Consider the following 18424-nt stretch of genomic DNA (forward strand, 5'->3'; position numbering starts at 1 on the left):
CCGATAAATGGAACGTCGGAACGGCACTGATGACCAGCTCATCGCGGTGGTCGGTATGGGACTGGCGCTGCCGACCGCGTACTCGCCCGAGGAACTCTGGAAAGCCCTGCAGCGAGGCGACAACGTGTTCAGCGAACCCGGTGAGCGTTTCCACCTGAACCATTTCTGGTCGGCCGATCGGTCGGAGCGGGACCGCACATACGCGCGGGTTTCGGGCTACATCCACGACTTCTCACCACATCCTGGCCTGCGCAGGGACGAGGACCTGCTCGGAGCGAGCATGCGCGAGCGGGGAACACGGTGGTTGCGCCACAGCCTGCTACAGGCGCGGGACGGCGTCGGATCCGACGAGCACGATCGGTGCGGACTGTACTTCGGTGGCTGGTCCGGGGGCAGTCAGAGCCTGATGGAAGCCGTCACGGTAGCGAGGTCCCGCGGCGCACTGGGTGAAAGCGACGAGGAATCGGAACGGGTAGTGCGTTCCCTGCTGAGACACTACCGGAACGCACTCGAAGTTCCCGAGCAATCGACTCCGCACCGCATAGTCAGGGATTCCGCTTCCGGAGTGATCAGCAACGTCTCGGAGTCCCTGGTGGTCGACACGGCGTGCTCCTCTTCGCTGTACGCGATCGACCTGGGGACGAAAGCATTGCTGGCGGGCGACTGCGATATAGCCTACTGCGGCGGATTCTCCGTGCTGGATCCGAGCATGTCGGTAATGTTCTCAAAGGTCAGCGGACTGTCTCCCACCGGTCAGGTAAGGTCTTTCGACCACGAAGCCGACGGAACGCTGTTCTGCGACGCGGCCGGAGTGGTGACTCTCAAGAAACTGTCGAAAGCGACGGCGGACGGCGATACGGTACTCGGAGTACTGACCGGTTTCGGCGCGGCGGCGGACGGGCGGGGGAAGTCCATTTCCGCACCCAACCCGGCCGGACAGGAACGTGCCGTACACCGCGCTCGGACCGTCAACGGGCTTCGCCCGGAGGACGTGGACGGGGTCATCGCGCACGCCACGGGAACACCGGCCGGTGACGCTTCCGAGCTCGGTACGCTCGCCGCCTTGGCGCCGAGTCGTGGATACCCGACTGTCGCGAACAAGGCGGTGTTCGGTCATCCGGGCTGGGCGGCCGGAGTGATCTCGGCCATCCACGCGATCTCGGCTCTGCGAGCGGAACGTCTTCCCGCCCAGCCGGCTTTCACACGACCGAGTAGCGACATCGACACCTCCCGCACCCTAATCCCGGTCGAGGAGTTCCCACTACCGAGAACTCGAGATCGCAGGCGCACCCTCGGCGCGTCCGCGTTCGGTTTCGGCGGCACCAACGCGCACCTGCTGGTCTCCGACGCTCCGGAAGCGGGACGCCCGGACAATGAGTTCCCGCAGCGCTCCGGCCCGCCCCCGCTCAGCGGTTCGACGGTACTCGTCGCCTGGTCAGCGCTCCTACCCACCGAGCCTTCCACGAAAGAAGTCAGCGATTGGCTGCGCGGTGACACCGAGGCTTTCCCCCACTCGTTCGGAGAGCACTATCCTCTACCGAATCCCGTGGAGACACGGCTGTCACAGCGCACGATGGGAACGATCGATCGGACGCAACTGATGGCCCTGCAGGTCACGAATCGCTTCATCGAGGATCACGGGGAGCTTTGGGCCGAATCGCGGGACACCACGGGAATCATCGGCGCTCACACGGGAGTGCCGACCAGGTTGGCCGATACGGCGTTCCGGTGCTACTTCGACGATCTCAGCCAAACGCTGGAACACGCACTCGAACCGGAGACACTCACCGGTGTCCTCCCTCGACTACGAGAATCACGCGACGCGATCCCACCCCCCAGTGAAGACACCCAGGCAGGCGTGCTGCCGAACGTCATCGCTTCTCGTATCGCGGCTCGCCACGACCTGCACGGAGCCTGCATGACGGTGGACAGCGGGAACGATTCGACGTTGCACGCCCTGCACACCGCGGACCGCTACCTCCGGACGGGGGAGCTCGAACTGGCTCTGGTACTCGGTATCAACGGCAAGAGCCGCTCGGCGACAGCGATCAGTGGACGGCGCGAAGAGTACTCGGAAGGTGCCTTCCTGATGGCCGTCACGGACGAACGCACCGCTTCCGAACACGGGTGGCCGGTACTCGCCAACCTGGACATCATCCGCTCCGGTGAGGATGTCCCGACTCCCCGAACCGGGAGGCGCTTTCCCGGGGCGGACGGCGCGGTGGATGTGCTCCGCGCCCTGCACTCCGACGACGGTACTACCGACGTGGTGGGCGAGGAGATCACCGTGGCCGTCCGGCCGGTGAGCGGAACGACTGTCGAGACGCCGGACGAGCACTCCACTCAACGGAACTCAGCGGAACTCACGCGCAGATACGTCCCTTCACTGCTGCCCTCCCCCATGACCGGGGAAGGGCGAGTACCGCCAGTACCACCTGGCAGTGTGGTGTTGAGCGATCATCCCGAGACCATCGCTCCGTTCCGTGCGGAGCTCGACAGCCTCGGAGCCGTGGTGGTCGACGCTGATCATTCGGAAACGACGGCTCAGGACGTGCGGGCGGGAGCGGACCTTCGGGACGCCACCTCGCTGGAGCCGTTCCACCGAGCGCTGGACGAAGCCACACCACATCTGACAGTGATCGTCGACCTTCCGGCGGAGCGAACACGAGAGAGTCCTGATCAACGGTTTCTCCGGTTACACGACCTGGCTTTCCTGGCCGTGCGACGACTCGCCCCACGCTGGGCGGGGGAAACCGGATCAGTGGCGGTACTGTTCACCAACCACCCGCCCGGCGACACCGAGCATCCCAAGGCAGCGTTGTTCTCCGGGATGATCAGAGCGCTGAATCGTGAGTACCCGGATACGGCCATGTCGGTCGTGACCACCGAGGAGGAACCGAATCACGACGTGCTCCGGAATCTGGCGCGAGAACGCGAGAACGATCTGCCGCGCACCGTGGTCCGCATTGTCGAGGGTGTACGCCACACCGAAGCGCTCCTCGCCGATCCTCTTCCCGACGAGGTACCGCGGTTGCCTGTCAGTGACGACTCGGTAGTGCTCGTAACGGGAGGAACCAGTGGGGTGGTTCGTTCGATTCTCGACGGGCTGAGCCGAAACGTCGCACCGCGACTGTGGTTGCTCGGACGTACCGCCCCGCGGGAGATACCCGCGCGGATCGCCGAGGCCGAGGACGATCAGTTGCTCGCACTCCGTCGCTCACTGATAAGTGAACTGCACGAGTCGGACGAACGACGTTCCCCGCAATCAGTCGTCAACGAAGTCGACGACATGCTCCGAGCACGTGAAATACAGCGCGATCTCGAACAATTGCGCGAAGCGTTCGGCGAGGACAGGGTTCACTACCTCTCATGCGATATCACGGATTCGGAAGCCGTGCGGAACGCGAGCGGGGAAATCTTGCGGACCGAGGGCCGCGTCGATCTGGTCATCCACGCGGCGGGTGTGGAGCAACCGGCCAAACTCGAGCGCAAGACGCTCGACTCCTTCCAGCGGGTCCGCGACACCAAAGTGGTGGGACACGACAACCTGAAGAGAGCTTTGGCGGATCACCCACCTACCTTGTGGTGTAACGTTGGATCGATCGCCGGCGTCCTCGGGGTCCCGAACGACAGCGACTACTCCTGCGCGAACGCGTACTTGCAGAAGACGGGGCCGTACACGAACTCGGAACGGGAGTTCACCATAGGATTCCCTCTCTGGGAGAACACCGGCATGGCGTCACAACCGCTACTGCGCGCACGCCTCGACCGAAATCAATGGTTCACCCCGATTTCGACCTCGGAAGGGAACGAGCAGTTCATTCGCGAGCTGCGCGCCGCGAGAACGCGTGCGGACGACCCGGTGTACCTCGGCGGGAACGAGCAGGAATGGAACCAGTCCAACGGACCCGAAATATCCGGCAACAGAACCGAACCGAAGAAGAAAGAAATGTCGGCACGAACCTTGCCCACTACCAACTCCACACTCCGAACCGCGACATGGCGACTGAGATTCGATCCGAATCGTGATCGATACCTGCACGATCACCTGGTACGAAACCAGCCCACCCTGCCGGGAACGTTCATGTTGAACCTCGCCGCGAACGCGGCGCAAACCTTCGCCCCGGACAGGACGGTCACCGGTTTTCGCGATGCGCTGTTCGGAAGGTTCGTCCGCCCCTTCGCGGGAAAGTTGCCGTTCTCGCTGCAAATCGAGGGGGAGCTGGCAGCGGAACCGGATCGTCCGGCCGATCCCATGCGGATCCGGGTGTATCTGCGTTCGGACCTGATCGGACCGGACGGCCACATACGAACCGCGTCTCGGGAGCACTTTCACACGGATGTTCTGCTGAGTCGAAAGGACGAGGTGGTTCGTTCACCACGACCCCCCGAAAACGGACAACACGGCAGCAGCGTCAACGACCCCTACCCGTCGGAGACCTCGCCGGTGAGACTGAGCGGCGTGTTCGACAACCTCCGCGACGCCCGTGCCGATGAGAAGAGTGCCAGGGCGACCTGGGCACCGAACTTGGCGGGGGAACGGTTTCTCGACGAGATGAGCATCCCGGCCCTGCTGATCTGCTCAACCCTGCGCACCGCCGCGTTGCCTCCCGCAGAGGACCTCTCGCAGGCGGTCTACGTTCCGCGCGGACTGGAAGGACTCGACCTTTTCACGGAAAACGCGAATGATCTCGACCTCTTCGGACAGTACGGAAACCACATCAGAGTTGAGGTCACGGGAGACGAACGCTACTACGCGAGTTCACCCGACGGAAACGTCCTGTTGCGGGCTTACGGGGTCGAGCTGGCCCGGATAGGCGACGTTCCGGCCAGTACGGACAGGAGGGCTTCATGAACCAGCATGATCGGTCACGACTGGAACGCGGCCACGAGGTGATCCGACAACGCGAACCGGAGGCCGGCGAACGCATGCTGGATCGGTTACGATCCCTGGACCCGGTTTTCGAGGACCTCATGGTCGGTTTCGTCTTCGCCGATGTCTACGATCGTTCCGTACTCTCCGTCAGGGAACGAGAGCTGATCAGACTCGCCTCGATAATCGCGCTCGGGGTCACGGAATCTCCGCTCAAGGCGAACATCGCCGCCAGCCTCAACAACGAGATTTCCCGCGAGGAGGTCAAGGAGGTCTTCGTGCAGAGTCTGCCTTACGCGGGTTTCCCCCGAACCGTCGCGGCGCTCGAGACGCTCGGAGAAGTTCTGGCGGAACGAGGCGAATCGTTCGAACGAGATTCCGACCGATCACGGTGACGCCCGCTCTCATCGCCTTCGTTCGGCCCCCACTACGGAGTTACCGGCCTGGGACCCCGGCTCGAGCGGTGCCGCCCGGCAGGCCGGGATGAACCCGGTGGGCGACAGGAGCGTAGTGGCCGAGAGTAACCGGTTCGATCCCTCCAGAGCACTTCTCCTTCGGTAGCGACGAACACCGTGCCCACGCCATCCCCTGGAAACGATCCACAGCACCACCCGAACAGATAGAAGCAAACAGTATTCACTTCCGGGCGGTGTCCAGGCGAGTCGAGGCGTAAGCTGTGTTCGTCGCGAACCTCCGGTGTGGGAGAGCTTATGACCGGCCTCGACGAATCACACGACCACGGTTACGGGTTCCCCGGCGACACCGACGTCGGTCTTCCCAATCCCGCGCGGGTCTACGACTACTGGCTCGGCGGGTCGGCGAACTTCGCCGTGGACCGCGAGCTGGGGGATCACATCGCCGAGAGCGAGCCCCGGATCGCGAGCATGGCGCGGGAGAACAGGTCACTGCTGCGCCGCATGGTGGCCCACTGCTGCCGGCAGGGGGTGGATCAGTTCCTCGACCTGGGTTCCGGGGTGCCCACGATCGGCAACGTGCACGAGATCGCGCACCGGCACGATCCGGATTCCCGGGTGGTCTACGTGGACAACGAGCCCGTGGCGGTCTCGCACAGCGAGTTGCTGCTCGAAGGGGTGGACAAGGTCACGATCCTGCGCGGCGACCTCAACGACCCGGCGGAGGTGCTGAACTCGCCGGTCACCCGCGGCATGCTGGATCTGAACCGGCCGGTGGCGGTGTTGCTGCTCTGCGTGCTGCAGTACTTCCCCGACACCGATCGGCTGCGTGACACGGTGGCGAGGTACCGGGCGGGGCTGGCGCCCGGCAGCTACATCGCGATCTCGCACCTGACCACCGACGACGGTGCCGTGAACACGAGCGGAGTGGCCGAGCGCATCCAGCACAGCCGCGCCAACCACCAGGCCTACCCGCGGGGCTACGAGGATGTGCTCAGCCTGTTCGAGGGCACCCGGCTAGTCGAGCCGGGAATCCGCTACGCCCAGGACTGGCACCACGGCGAGATCGCGGGCCCCACCGAACCCAGCGGCATCTACGCCGGACTGGCCCGGGTGCCGGAGTGAGGACCTCCGGGTGCTCGCGGATTTCGCGCGAAATTCACGCGTGACCGGCACACGCGGTGTCAACGAGGACTTACCCCGCGACAGCTGGAATGTGCGCTGCGTCCACCACTGTCGTCACCGGGACGACCGGAACGAACAACCGTTCGACCGAAACATAGGATGGAGCGGCTCTGAAACCGCATCCCTCGGGGAGACATCCGATTGAACGCTGAATACGACATGATGGAGTACCAGGCCAGACAGAAGTCGCTGGTGGTCAGCTACGTGCTGTGGCTCTTCCTCGGCCTGTTCGGTGCCCACCGATTCTACGCGGGCAACCGCGTCGGTACCGCCGTGGCGCAGCTGGTGTGCACGGTGCTCGTCATCACCAGCCCCATCAGTGCCGTGTGGGCACTCGTGGACGCCTTCCTCATTCCCGGCTGGATCAAGCAGCACAACCTGGAGCTGGCCGGCGAACTGCGGCAGCGCGACCCGGGCAGGGCGTAGCGATGAGATCGTTGCCCGCGCGGTCGTGAGACCGCGACGTTCGAGGGAAGTACCCTCCCGGTTCGTTCCGGCCACGGTCGCGCTCATCCGGTCGCGAGGTCCGCGCCGATCCCAACAGTGGGTCCGGCGCGGGCACGCCACCCACGCCGACTGCGAACGGTACGTGGGATTCGTTCCCGCGTAATCGCCGCTTCCGGGGGAGCCGGACACCGCCCGGGCGTAAATTTCGCGCGAAATCGTCGCGGCACCCCGAAGGACCGCGTCTCGGTGGGAACGGGGCCGGTGGCGGAACCGGGCAACGACGCGGCCACCGTACCGGTCGAGGCCGCCGGCAACAGGGGTCCGCGGCTGAACATCCGTCTCCAGTCGACGATCACGGCACCATCCACCCGAGGACCGGGGTGGACTGCAGGAACACCAAGCAGCACACGGCCAGCAGCAACAGCAGGCTCCAGCCGAAGATACGGCGGAACAGCACGCCCTCCTGACCGACCAGGCCGACCGCGGCGGTCCCCACCGCCAGGTTCTGCGGCGAGATCATCTTGGCCATCACGCCGCCGGAGGAGTTCGCCGCGCCGAGCAGCACGGGGTCGGCACCGATCCGGGAGGCCGCCGTGCTCTGCAGCTTGCCGAACAGCGCGTTCGATCCCGCGTCGGTGCCGGTGATCGTGACGCCGAACCAGCCGACGATCGGCGAGAGGAACGCGAAGAACGGCCCGGTGTCGGCCAGCCACGTGCCGAGGGTGGTGATCTGCCCGGAGAAGTTCATGACGTAGGACAGCGCGAACACCGCCAGGATGGCCAGGATCGCCCAGCCGAACTGGCGCACGGTCCGGCCCCACACCAGCGCTCCGTCGCGTGGCGAGACGCGCAGGAACGGCAGGGACAGCAGCCCGGAGATCAGCAGCAGGGTGCCGGTGGCCGAACCGAAGGCGAACTCGTAGTCGGTGTCGACGGTCGCGCCCGTCGACGAAACGATGTCCAGTCCCGGCCAGGCGAAGGTGGTGCCGATCGCCGCCAGCGGCGCTCGAAGCGCTTCGACCCGCACCAGCGAGAACACCAGAATGATGATCACGTAGGGCGCGAAGGCGCGCAGCACCTCGGAACGCCGATCCCGCTCGGGGCCGGAGTCCTCGACGGCGCCGCCTCCCCCGGCGATGGCCGCGGCGGTCACCGGTTCACCGGCGGGGCGCCAGACCCGGAGCAACAGCAGCAAGGCGGCGGCGGAGACGATCGCGGCGACGATGTCGGCGAGCTGGTAGACCAGTTCCGAGGCCACGAACTGCGCGACCGCGAAGCTCACCCCACCGACGAGCGCGCCCGGCCACGCCTGGCGCAGCCCACGCCTGCCGTCGGCCACGAACAGCAGCACGAACGGAACGACGATCGCCAGCAGCGAGACCTGCCGTCCGGCCATCGCACCGAAGTCCCCGGCCGGCAGACCGGTGACCTCGCCGAGCACCGTGATCGGGTTTCCCATCCCGCCGAAGGCAACCGGCGCGGTGTTGGCGATCAACGTCAGGGTGGCCGCCTTGAGCGGTCGCACCCCCAGCGCGATGAGCATCACCGCGCAGATGGCGACCGGGCTGCCGCCGCCGGCCAGGGCTTCCAGCAGCGCGCCGAAGGAGAACGCGATGACGATCGCCTGGATCCGGATGTCGTCACCGATCGAGGAGAACGCTCTTCGCAGCACCGCGAAATGACCGCTGTGGACGGTCATGTTGTAGATCCAGATCGCGTTGAACGTCAGCCACAGGATCAGCAGCACGCTCTGCGCGGCGCCGTAGATCCCGGCGTTGACCGCCATGAGCGGCGGCATCCCGTAGGCCCCCACGGCGATCAGCAGCGAGACCCCGAGCGTCGCGACCCCGGCCCAGTGCGCCTTCCACCGGAAGACACCCAGCAGCACCAGCAGCACGACCAGCGGGAGCAGCGCGAGCAACGCCGAGAGCAGCAGTGATCCGGCCGGATTCGCTTCCTGTTGGTACGGCACTACGACCTCCGGACCCCCGAATGGCGGTTGTTCCGAAATACAGAACGCGGTTCCATTTACCGCGACAACATCGTGACCCCGAACACATTCCGGAGCTATCGACCGCATGGACGAAATCGATTGCTCCCGAAAGGACGGCGACGTGGAGATCAGGCACCCCACCCATCCCGGCCAGTACACGGAGTTCGGCACCGAGGAGCTCCGGGCGCACTACCTGGTCGAGGACCTGTTCGCACCGGGCGAGATCCGCACGGTCTACACCCACCAGGACCGAATGGTGCTGGGCGGCGCCGTCCCACGGCCGGGAACCGCACTGGAACTGAGCGCCGAACCACCGCTGCGAAGCGAGTACTTCTGCGAACGCCGGGAACTGGGCGTGATCGCGCTCGGCGGCGGATCGGTGACCGCGGACGGGGAGGAGTACGAGCTGGCGCACCGCGACTGCCTCTACGTCGGCAGGGGGACGAGGTCGGTGTCGTTCAGCAGTGACGAGGGGGCGCGGTTCTACCTGGTCTCCGCGCCCGCCCACACCGAGTACCCGACGCGGGTGGCCCGACACGCGGACACGACTCCCGCCGAGTTGGGCGATCCGGCCACCGCCAACGTGCGCGGGCTGCGCAAGTACGTTCACCCCGAGGGAATCCACTCCTGCCAACTCGTCATGGGGATCACCGAACTCGCCGAGGGCAGCGTGTGGAACACGATGCCGTGTCACACGCACGACCGACGCACCGAGTGCTACCTCTACGTGGACCTTCCACCGGAGCACCGGGTGATCCACCTGCTGGGCCGTCCCGACGAGACGCGCCACCTGGTCGTGCGCAACGAGCAGGCGGTCATCTCGCCGAGCTGGTCGGTCCACAGTGGTGCGGGGACCCACCGCTACGGCTTCGTGTGGGCCATGGCCGGGGAGAACCAGGACTTCGGGGACATGGACCACGTGGCGATCGACGAACTTCGCTGACCGGGGGGCGATCAACGATGACGAGTACCGAACTGTTCTCCCTGAGCGGGCGCACCGCACTGGTCACCGGCGCGCGTACCGGCATCGGGCGCGCGGTGGCCCTCGGGTTGGCCGCCGCTGGCGCGGACCTGGTCCTGCTCGGGCACCACGACGACCTCGACGAGGTCACCGCCGAGGCGGGCGCGCACGGCGGCAGGGTGCACCGGGTGGTGGCCGACCTCACCGACCCCTCCGGAGCACGCGAGGTGCTGGAACCCGTCGTGGCCGAGCACCACATCGACATTCTGGTCAACAACGCCGGAATCATTCACCGCGAACCGGCCACCGAGGTCGGCCTCGACGACTGGAGTCGCGTGCTGGGCATCAACACCGACTCGGTGTTCGCGCTCAGCCAGCTGGTGGGGCGGCGGATGGTCGAGCGCGGCGACGGCAGGATCATCAACATCGCCTCGCTGCTGTCGTTCCAGGGTGGCAAGGGCGTCGCGGGCTACGCGGCGTCGAAGCACGCCGTCGCCGGACTGACCAGGGCGCTGGCCAACGAGTGGGGACCCCACGGCGTCCGGGTCAACGCGATCGCCCCCGGCTACATCACCACCGACAACACCGCCCCGCTGCGGGACGACCCCACGCGCGAGGCCGAGATCAGATCACGCATCCCGGCCGGGCGCTGGGGCGAGCCCGAGGATCTGGTCGGGGCGGCGGTGTTTCTGTCCTCGAGGGCGGCGAACTACATTAACGGCCATGTTCTCGTCGTCGACGGTGGCTGGATGAGCAGGTGAGCAACAACGAGTCGTTCGAAGGCCCCGGGGCGGCGCGCAAGGTGCTGCGTGTGCTGGAAGGTCTCACCGAGCACAGCCGGGTGGTCGACCTGGCGACCGCCACGGGGCTTCCGAAGTCCACTGTGCACCGACTGCTGCGGGTGCTGGTGGAGACGGGCTTCGTCAACACCGACGGCGCGGGTGAGTACCGGGTCGGCAACCGGGTGGTGCGGCTGGCGAACCGGGTGATCGACCGGTTCGACCCGACCACGCAGGCCGAACCGGTGTTGTCCTGGCTGCTGCACGAGACCGGCTGCACGGTGCACTTCGCGCTGCGCTTCGGCGACGAGCTCTGCTACGTCCACAAGAAGGAACCGGACAAGCCGTACCGGATGAGCTCGCGGGTCGGGATGCGCCTGCCGTGGCACAGCAGCGCCATAGGCAAGGCCGCGCTGGCGGCGATGCCCACGGGCGAACTCGACACCCTGCTGGACACGCTGACGCTGGAAGCGCGGACGGCGAACTCGCTGACCACCCGCGAGGCGCTGCTGCGGCGGCTCGCCGACGTCCGCCGCGGCGGCCACGCCCTCGACGACGGGGAGAACGAGCCCGGCGTGCGGTGCGTCGGTGCCGCGGTGCGCGACCACACCGCGGCGGTCATCGGCGGCGTCAGCGTCTCCGCGCTGTCCCTGGAGCACAGCATGGACGAACTCGCCACGCTGGCCCCGACGGTGGCGCGCGCCGCCGACAGCATCTCGAGCGCGCTCGGCCACCTGCCGTGAGCACGGCCGACGCGGCCGACCACTCGGGGCCGTCGCCCGGTTTCGGCACGTCGGCCGCTCCCCCGCAGGCCCACACGACGCAGCTCTACTTCCCCACCGGAGGATTCCCCCAGACCGGAACGACGGCGTCCCGGACCTCGGCGAGCAGCTCGCGCATGGCGTCCTCGGCCTCCTCCGATCTCGCGTTGGCCACGGCGTGCGCGGCTCGCTCGTGCAGGTCCAGCGCGCGAGGAACCGGCTGGTGCGGCATCAGTCCCAGCTGAGTTCGCCCCCGCAGCACCACCGCGACCACATCGGCCAACGCCTCGAACATCTCGTTGCCGCTGGTCCGCAACAACGCGGTGTGGAACTCGATGTCCAGCTCGAGGAAGTCGTCGAGCTCACCCGCTTCGCCCTTGGCGCGCATCATCGAGGACAGCTCCACCACACGCGATCTCACCTCGCCCGAAGCGTTGCGCGCGGCGTCGGCCGTGGCCAGTGGTTCGACCGCGATGCGAAGCTCGGTCAGCGAACGCAACTGGGCCTCCCGCCCCTCGCCCGCGAGTCGCCACCAGATCACACGTGGGTCGAACACGTTCCAGGACCGCCTCGGCTGAACCGTGATGCCGACCCGGCGCCGGGACGTGACCAGCCCCATCGACTGCAGCACCCGCACGCTCTCCCGCACCACGGTGCGCGACACCCCGAACCGCTCCTCGAGCAGGTCGAGCGTCAGCACGTGTCCGGTGGGCAACCTACCGTCGGTGATCTCCTTGCCGAGCGTGTCCAGCACGCCACTGTGCAGCACTTCGACATTCGACTCCCCGGCACCGCCTCCCACCGCATCGGCCGGTGAAGCACGCACGGTCGCGGTGTCGTTCGCAGAACTCGCCCGCTGCTCACTCCCCTCGTGTCCGTGTCCGGACCTCGTCACGTCGTTCTCCTGCTCCACGGTTGCCGGGTTTACCCGTACAGATTACCGAGTTCCCGGTGTCTTCCCAGTCACATCATTTGGTGATAACTTTCGCCGCCAAAGGTAATACTTTTTAGCCGCGTGGACATGACACGGAAACGGACGCAGCTCGACGAGGGAGTCGTATGACAGCCACATGCCTGGTGGTGATGGGCGTTTCGGGGGCGGGCAAGAGCACCGTCGCGCAGCTGCTCGCCCAACAGCTCGATCGGCCCTCGGCCGAGGCCGACGAGTTCCACCCCGAAGCCAACATCGCCAAGATGACGGCAGGCGTCCCGCTCACCGACGAGGACCGGCTGCCCTGGCTGTGGCGGATCCGCGACTGGATCACCCGACACGCCACGAGCGGGACGAACACGATCGTGACCTGCTCCTCGCTGAAGCGGACGTACCGGGACGTCCTGCGGCAGGCCGGGGCGAACGTGCGGTTCCTGCACCTGTCCGGCTCGGCCGAAACGATCGAGGGCAGGCTCACGAGCCGTTCCGGGCACTTCATGCCCAGCTCACTGCTGCGCTCGCAGTTCGACGACCTCGAACCGCTACACCCCGACGAGGCCGGCCTGACCGTCGACGTCGTCGACACCCCGCAAGACATCGTGCGGCAGACCCTCGCGGCTCTCGACCCCGGCGCCTGCCACGCCGCGCGATGACCATCGAAACCGGCACAAAGCAACGGAGCTTTTGAATGAACATCGATGGCTGGACACAGACAATGGGTTCGGGCCCATTACTCGGCATAGCGGCGGCCGCGATCGCCGTACTGCTGTTCCTGATCATCAAGCTGCGCGTGCACGCCTTTCTCGCGCTGGTGCTGGTCAGCCTCGCCACCGCGTTCGCGTCCGGCATCCCCGCGAACAGCATCATCGAAACACTCACCAGCGGATTCGGCTCCACGCTGGCCAGCGTGGCGCTGCTGGTCGGGCTCGGCGCGATGCTCGGCAGACTCCTGGAAGTCAGCGGAGGCGCCCAGTCGCTGACCGACGCGCTGCTGAACAGGTTCGGCGAACGACGCGCACCGATGGCGCTGGGCGTCGCCTCGCTGATCTTCGGCTTTCCCATCTTCTTCGACGCGGGACTCGTCGTGATGCTGCCGATCGTGTTCGCGGTGGCACGCAGGCTCGGCGGCGGCGTGCTGCGCTACGGCCTGCCCACGGCGGGCGCGTTCTCGGTGATGCACATCTTCGTTCCACCGCACCCCGGGCCGGTGGCGGCCAGCGGACTGCTGGGTGCCGACGTCGGGCTGGTCCTCGCGCTCGCCCTGGTGGTCGCGATTCCGACGTGGTACCTGACCAGCTACCTCTACGGCCTCTGGGTGGGCAAGCGCATCGTGCTGCCGGTGCCGGAACTGCTCAACGGCGGCGGTCCCGTGGAGCAGGACGAGAACCCGCCCCCCGCACGCACCGTCATCTCGCTGCTGCTGCTTCCGCTGCTGCTGATCTTCGCCAACACCGGGCTGAACACCGCCGGCGAGGCGGGGTGGGCGAACCCCGAGGCGGGCTGGTTCCAGGTCGCCCGCACCCTGGGTGCCACACCGGTCGCGCTGCTGATCACCGTGTTCGTGGCCACCTACGTCCTGGGGACCCGCCGGGGACGCGGCCAGGACGTCGTCGAGAAGCTGCTCGACTCCGCGCTCGGCCCGGTGTGCGCGATCATCCTGATCACCGGCGCGGGCGGCATGTTCGGCGGCGTGCTGCAGGCCAGCGGCATCGGCGACGCGCTCTCGGACGTCATGTCCGACATCGGAATGCCGGTGATCGTCGCCGCCTACGTGATCGCCGCGGTGATCCGCATCGCGCAGGGCTCGGCCACCGTCGCGCTGACGACCGCGGCCGGACTGGTCCAGCCGGTGGTGCTCGGACAGGACTTCAACTCGGTGCAGCTGGCCGCGCTGGTGCTGGCGCTGGCGGCGGGCTCGGTCACCGCGGGCCACGTCAACGACTCCGGGTTCTGGCTGGTGGGCCGCTTCTTCGGGATGGACGTGAAGACGACGCTGAAGACCTGGACGGTCATGCAGACCACCATCGGACTGATGGGCTTCGGCATCGCCTCCCTGCTGTTCGTCGTCGCCTGAGCGGAGGACTCCTTGGTATCCGAACTGTTCGACCTGACCGGCCGGGTCGCGCTGGTCACCGGCAGCAGTCGCGGCATCGGCAACGCCGTCGCGAAAGGACTCGCCGAGGCCGGGGCCACGGTGGTGCTCAACGGCCGCGACCGACAGCGGGCCGCCGAAGCACGTGACGCGCTGCGCGCGGCGGTACCGGGCGCCGAGTGCGACGTGGTGTGCTTCGACGTCACCGCCGAGAACGAGGTCGTCGAAGGGGTGGCCGAGATCGCCCACCGCCACGGCGGAATCGACGTCCTGGTCAACAACGCGGGCTTCCAGCACCGCGAGCCGATGTTCGACCTCTCGGTGGAGCGCTGGGAGGAGGTGCTGCGCACCGACCTGACCAGCGCCTTCCTCGTGGGACGCACGGTGGCGCGCGACATGGTGCGACGCGGGAGCGGCAGGATCATCAACATCTGCTCGGTGCAGGCCGAGCTCGCCCGACCGTCGATCGCGCCGTACACGGCGGCCAAGGGCGGGCTGCGGAACCTGACCCGGGCCATGACCGCCGAGTGGGCGGGCAGCGGCCTGCAGATCAACGGCATCGCACCCGGCTACATCGCGACCGAGCTGACCTCGGCCCTGGTCGACGATCCCGAGTTCAGCGGCTGGGTGACCGGCCGCACTCCCGCCGGTCGGTGGGGCAGCACCGACGATCTGCTCGGCCCGGCGGTGTTCCTGGCCTCGGACGCCGCGTCGTTCGTCAACGGGCAGATACTGTTCGTCGACGGCGGCATGACGGCAGTGGTCTGACCGGCGGTTCTCCGGTGGTTTCGGGTGGGGCGGTCCATCGTGGACCGCCCCTTCCCGGCCGCGCGACCGATGCCGGGCACGGCGTCGCGTGCCAGTCGCGGCCACTCGCACGGCAGGAGCGGCCACTCGCGTGGCATCGGTGGGTCACCCGCGCAGGAACTCCAGCAGGTCCGCGTTGATCGTCTCCGCCTGCGTGGTGGGCATACCGTGCGGGAAGTTCTCGTAAGTCCGCAACGTGGCGCTGCGCAGCAGCTTCGCCGACAGCGGCCCGGAGGCCACGTAGGGCACGACCTGGTCGTCCTGGCTGTGCATCACCAGCACCGGCACGGTGATCTTCTTCAGGTCCTCGGTGAAGTCGGTCTGGGAGAAGGCGACCACACCGTCGTAGTGGGCCTTCGCGCCACCCATCATGCCCTGGCGCCACCAGTTCTGGATCACCGCTTCCGAGGGCTCGGCGCCCGGGCGGTTGAAACCGTAGAACGGGCCCGCGGCTATGTCGCGGTAGAACTGCGAGCGGTTCGCGGCCAGCTGCCGCTGGAAGTCGTCGAAGACGTCCTTGGGCAGGCCGTCCGGGTTGCTCTCGGTCCGCACCATCAGCGGCGGCACCGCGCAGAGGAGCGCCGCCTTGGCGACCCGGCTCTCGCCGTGGCGGGCCAGGTAGCGGACGACCTCGCCGCCGCCGGTGGAGTGACCCACGTGGATCGCGTTCGAGAGATCGAGGTGCGCCGTCAGCGCGGCGAGGTCGTCGGCGTAGTGGTCCATGTCGTGGCCCTCGCCGGTCTGTTCGGAACGCCCGTGGCCACGCCGGTCGTGGGCGATGACCCGGTAACCGTGGTGCAGGAAGAACAGCAGCTGGGCGTCCCAGTCGTCGGCCGAGAGCGGCCAGCCGTGGCTGAACACGATCGGTTGGCCGGAGCCCCAGTCCTTGTAGTAGATCTCCGTGCCGTCGTTGGTGGTGATGGTGCCCATACGATGTCCCCCGAGATCATCATGGAATGACGCGGCGGGGTGCCGCCGCGTGCCCGTACGGTCGCACCACTCGACACTCCACGCAGGCCGGGAGAGCTCCCCGGGCGTTCCGTCACCGGACGGACGTCGGGCGAGCCCGAGGGATGCGCTTGGAACCGCACGTATGATCCGGTTTCGGCGCGAGGCGGGATGTTTCACGTGGGGTCAAAACGGATTGGCGGAGCCCAACAGCGGCTACACCGGAAGCCACGAGCGGTGCGGTGCGGCTGCTGGAATTATCGAATTCGAGCTCCGCCTGAAAATTCATCCGAATGCAGTAGCGGGATCAGTCGTTCGACGCCAGAAAGCCTTCGGCAGTTCGAACACCCCGACGCAGGAGGATTCAGCGACGTTTACCATTGGTCGGTAGTCCCGCGGAGCGGGTTCGTACCGAGTTACCGTACTTCTCGGCGGCTCGATCGGCAGCGTCCTGCTCCAGCGGACGCTTCAATCTCCCCTTGACCGGACCCTGGATGTCCTGGCCCTTCCCGGTTTTCCTCGCCTTCTCGCACTTGTAGGCGTTGCGTCGTGAACCGGAGATCTCTTGTTGGATGGTTTTGCTGTACTGAGCCCTACCCATGGAGTCATCGAACCACTGCCGTCAACGGGTTTTCGGCGGTCCAGTCGCCACATGAGACGAATTTCCGAGTACATGTCTCCTACCCGATACCGACGTGCTCGTTCCGACCGGTCGGATTTTCCACGGCTTCGGCGGAATCAAGGGGATTCGGTTCGCTCTAGTTCGGCGCGGATGGTCTCCGGATCGCGCCTTCCGGAGCGGTAGGGACAGCCCTGGCAGGTTGGCTCCGGTTCGGGAGCCCGTTCCAGCAACTCCTGCCAGCAGTCCCAACAGGTGGGGCACTGGATCCAGTCCATCTCGCTGGGGCGCGCCATCGGCAGCGCCGAACCACACAGGCTCTCGGCCACTGGAGTCCCGTCCCACTGCCTGCCCCGGAAGGCGTGCCGCTTCGATTCGGGGGCCGGGATCGGCATCCAGAAGTGCTGACGTTCACTCGTCATCGTGACTCCTCAAGGCGCTTAAACTGCTAAATCTGCTAACTCGTGAAAACTAACAGAACCGCTAAATCTGCTAAAGCGACAAGCGGTCAACCGATCGAGCGAACTATCTTCGGACCATGTCCGATCGACTGCTGACGAGCGGGGAGCTGGCGCGAGCTCTCGGGATCTCACACCAGTCGATCACCAACTACGCGCGGACGGGCCAGCTGGAACCCACCCTGACCACCCCGGGTGGTCACTACCGCTGGGAGCTCGACGACGTGAAGCGCCAGCTCCGCGAACTCAACGAGCGGCGCCGCAAGGGCTGATTCCCCACGAGCTCGGCCGTAGCCGCGTCTCGGCCCGGCGAGCTCGGGAGAGTACGGCAGGATACTTCGCGGTTTCGGTCGCGGGGCTTGCGGATTCTCCGGCCACACGCCAGAATCCGAACTCGCGTCGCGTGCCGGTGGCGGACAGCGTCAGGCATGGAGGCGTCCAGTTCACGGGAGCACCCGTTGACCGTTCTGTTCAACCACACGATCATCGCCGCGCACGACAAGCACGATTCGGCGTCGTTTTTCACCCGCATCTTCGACCTGCCTCCGGCCGAACCGGGTGGTCACTTCCTCGTAGTACGACTGGACGGCGGCACTATGCTGCAGTTCGCCGAACCCGGCGTCGAGTTCCCGCCGCAGCACTACGCCTTTCTTATCACCGAGGCGGATTTCGACGGGTTGTACGGCCGCCTGCGGCACGAGGGAGTGCCGCACTGGGCCGATCCACGAGGAAAGCTGCCCGAGCAGCACAACAACAACCACGGCGGACGGGGTGTGTACTTCACCGACCCGTCCGAGCACTTTCTGGAGGCCATAACCCAGCCGTACAGCTCCTGAAGAACCCGCACCGTACCGCGTGATCCGATTCTCCGGTTCGCGCCACGGGGATCAGGTAGTCGGTGAGGTGAGGGGTGGACGTGGTCGCTTCCGAAACAGCGACCACGTTCCCAGGAGAACTGGCGATGAGCACACCGGAAGACGGCTCGGCCGCCACACAGGACAGTGCGATTCTTCACTCAAAACAGTTCCCGATATTCACGGGACACGATTCCTCTCTCCCCAGTAATGATTCACCCCAAAGAGAGGGCGATACTACCAGAACGCGCCTCTTCGGCAGACACTGTCATCTTTCCACGATGCGAAACCTCAATCTGATAA

Annotated in this window: 17 protein-coding genes; 12 read left to right on the forward strand and 5 right to left on the reverse strand. The window is 66.6% G+C overall.

Going from position 1 to position 18424, the window contains the following annotated elements; genetic code table 11:
* The first annotated feature begins 7 nt into the window (after positions 1-7).
* From BM150_RS00855 to BM150_RS00870, 4 genes are all read left to right on the forward strand, one after another.
* Entirely contained in the window at positions 8-4855 is a 4848-nt protein-coding gene (locus tag BM150_RS00855; RefSeq protein ID WP_092922283.1) for an SDR family NAD(P)-dependent oxidoreductase, read from the forward strand.
* Positions 4852-5268: a carboxymuconolactone decarboxylase family protein gene (locus BM150_RS00860; protein ID WP_092922286.1), complete on the forward strand. Its 417-nt coding sequence runs from the start codon at positions 4852-4854 to the stop codon at positions 5266-5268. The genes BM150_RS00855 and BM150_RS00860 overlap by 4 nt, the downstream gene beginning before the upstream one ends.
* Before the next feature lie 315 nt (positions 5269-5583).
* Entirely contained in the window at positions 5584-6411 is an 828-nt protein-coding gene (locus BM150_RS00865; RefSeq protein WP_092922289.1) for an SAM-dependent methyltransferase, read from the forward strand.
* Between the two features lie 201 nt (positions 6412-6612).
* Positions 6613-6897 (forward strand): TM2 domain-containing protein, encoded by a 285-nt coding sequence (locus BM150_RS00870; RefSeq protein ID WP_092922292.1) that lies wholly within the window; start codon positions 6613-6615, stop codon positions 6895-6897.
* A gap of 373 nt (positions 6898-7270) precedes the next feature.
* Here the strand turns inward: BM150_RS00870 and BM150_RS00875 are convergent, their stop codons facing one another.
* Complete coding sequence (locus tag BM150_RS00875) at positions 7271-8890, reverse strand: L-lactate permease (RefSeq protein WP_092922295.1); 1620 nt, start codon at positions 8888-8890, stop codon at positions 7271-7273.
* Positions 8891-8996: 106 nt separating this feature from the next.
* Between BM150_RS00875 and kduI the strand changes: the two genes are divergently transcribed.
* The 3 genes from kduI to BM150_RS00890 are packed head-to-tail and all read left to right on the forward strand — an operon-like array spanning position 8997 to position 11394.
* Positions 8997-9854, forward strand: a complete 858-nt coding sequence (gene kduI / locus BM150_RS00880; protein WP_092922298.1) for a 5-dehydro-4-deoxy-D-glucuronate isomerase — start codon at positions 8997-8999, stop codon at positions 9852-9854.
* 17 nt (positions 9855-9871) lie between these two features.
* Positions 9872-10633 (forward strand): glucose 1-dehydrogenase, encoded by a 762-nt coding sequence (locus BM150_RS00885; protein ID WP_092922300.1) that lies wholly within the window; start codon positions 9872-9874, stop codon positions 10631-10633.
* The gene (locus BM150_RS00890) at positions 10630-11394 is read left to right on the forward strand and encodes an IclR family transcriptional regulator (protein ID WP_092922303.1); all 765 of its coding nucleotides are present in this window, start codon (positions 10630-10632) and stop codon (positions 11392-11394) included. The genes BM150_RS00885 and BM150_RS00890 overlap by 4 nt, the downstream gene beginning before the upstream one ends.
* An 85-nt stretch (positions 11395-11479) precedes the next feature.
* On the opposite strand, the gene BM150_RS00895 is transcribed toward BM150_RS00890, so the two are convergent.
* Positions 11480-12214, reverse strand: coding sequence for an FCD domain-containing protein (locus BM150_RS00895; RefSeq protein ID WP_092923202.1), 735 nt, complete (start codon positions 12212-12214; stop codon positions 11480-11482).
* Positions 12215-12471: 257 nt separating this feature from the next.
* On the opposite strand from BM150_RS00895, the gene BM150_RS00900 reads away from it, so the two are divergent.
* Genes BM150_RS00900 through BM150_RS00910 form a run of 3 tightly spaced genes read left to right on the forward strand, consistent with a single transcriptional unit; the run spans position 12472 to position 15203 of the window.
* Complete coding sequence (locus BM150_RS00900; RefSeq protein WP_092922306.1) at positions 12472-12996, forward strand: gluconokinase; 525 nt, start codon at positions 12472-12474, stop codon at positions 12994-12996.
* 35 nt (positions 12997-13031) lie between these two features.
* Entirely contained in the window at positions 13032-14417 is a 1386-nt protein-coding gene (locus tag BM150_RS00905; RefSeq protein ID WP_092922309.1) for a GntP family permease, read from the forward strand.
* A gap of 12 nt (positions 14418-14429) precedes the next feature.
* Complete coding sequence (locus BM150_RS00910; protein WP_092922312.1) at positions 14430-15203, forward strand: SDR family oxidoreductase; 774 nt, start codon at positions 14430-14432, stop codon at positions 15201-15203.
* Positions 15204-15347: 144 nt separating this feature from the next.
* Here BM150_RS00910 and BM150_RS00915 read toward each other — a convergent pair whose 3' ends face one another.
* The 3 genes from BM150_RS00915 to BM150_RS00925 all read right to left on the reverse strand — a co-directional run bounded on the left by BM150_RS00915 (position 15348) and on the right by BM150_RS00925 (position 17231).
* Entirely contained in the window at positions 15348-16172 is an 825-nt protein-coding gene (locus BM150_RS00915) for an alpha/beta fold hydrolase (RefSeq protein WP_092922315.1), read from the reverse strand.
* Positions 16173-16554: 382 nt separating this feature from the next.
* The gene (locus BM150_RS00920) at positions 16555-16791 is read right to left on the reverse strand and encodes a hypothetical protein (RefSeq protein WP_092922318.1); all 237 of its coding nucleotides are present in this window, start codon (positions 16789-16791) and stop codon (positions 16555-16557) included.
* A 137-nt stretch (positions 16792-16928) separates the two neighbouring features.
* Positions 16929-17231: a hypothetical protein gene (locus BM150_RS00925; protein ID WP_175496616.1), complete on the reverse strand. Its 303-nt coding sequence runs from the start codon at positions 17229-17231 to the stop codon at positions 16929-16931.
* A 116-nt stretch (positions 17232-17347) separates the two neighbouring features.
* Between BM150_RS00925 and BM150_RS00930 the strand changes: the two genes are divergently transcribed.
* Positions 17348-17539: a helix-turn-helix domain-containing protein gene (locus BM150_RS00930; RefSeq protein WP_092922320.1), complete on the forward strand. Its 192-nt coding sequence runs from the start codon at positions 17348-17350 to the stop codon at positions 17537-17539.
* Between the two features lie 186 nt (positions 17540-17725).
* A complete protein-coding gene (locus BM150_RS00935) occupies positions 17726-18103 on the forward strand; it encodes a VOC family protein (RefSeq protein ID WP_092923205.1) in 378 nt (125 codons plus the stop codon).
* Positions 18104-18424: the final 321 nt, after the last annotated feature.

Origin of the sequence: Actinopolyspora alba, assembly GCF_900112765.1 — a bacterium.
In the GTDB taxonomy this organism is placed as follows: domain Bacteria; phylum Actinomycetota; class Actinomycetes; order Mycobacteriales; family Pseudonocardiaceae; genus Actinopolyspora; species Actinopolyspora alba.

Bases quoted from the DNA above. Each gene is read 5' to 3' on its own strand.
- BM150_RS00925 (WP_175496616.1), bottom strand. From the start codon at position 17,231: ATGACGAGTGAACGTCAGCACTTCTGGATGCCGATCCCGGCCCCCGAA.
- BM150_RS00930 (WP_092922320.1), top strand. From the start codon at position 17,348: ATGTCCGATCGACTGCTGACGAGCGGGGAGCTGGCGCGAGCTCTCGGG.
- kduI (WP_092922298.1), top strand. From the start codon at position 8,997: ATGGACGAAATCGATTGCTCCCGAAAGGACGGCGACGTGGAGATCAGG.
- BM150_RS00900 (WP_092922306.1), top strand. From the start codon at position 12,472: ATGACAGCCACATGCCTGGTGGTGATGGGCGTTTCGGGGGCGGGCAAG.
- BM150_RS00885 (WP_092922300.1), top strand. From the start codon at position 9,872: ATGACGAGTACCGAACTGTTCTCCCTGAGCGGGCGCACCGCACTGGTC.
- BM150_RS00855 (WP_092922283.1), top strand. From the start codon at position 8: ATGGAACGTCGGAACGGCACTGATGACCAGCTCATCGCGGTGGTCGGT.
- BM150_RS00860 (WP_092922286.1), top strand. From the start codon at position 4,852: ATGAACCAGCATGATCGGTCACGACTGGAACGCGGCCACGAGGTGATC.
- BM150_RS00920 (WP_092922318.1), bottom strand. From the start codon at position 16,791: ATGGGTAGGGCTCAGTACAGCAAAACCATCCAACAAGAGATCTCCGGT.
- BM150_RS00905 (WP_092922309.1), top strand. From the start codon at position 13,032: ATGAACATCGATGGCTGGACACAGACAATGGGTTCGGGCCCATTACTC.
- BM150_RS00915 (WP_092922315.1), bottom strand. From the start codon at position 16,172: ATGGGCACCATCACCACCAACGACGGCACGGAGATCTACTACAAGGAC.
- BM150_RS00865 (WP_092922289.1), top strand. From the start codon at position 5,584: ATGACCGGCCTCGACGAATCACACGACCACGGTTACGGGTTCCCCGGC.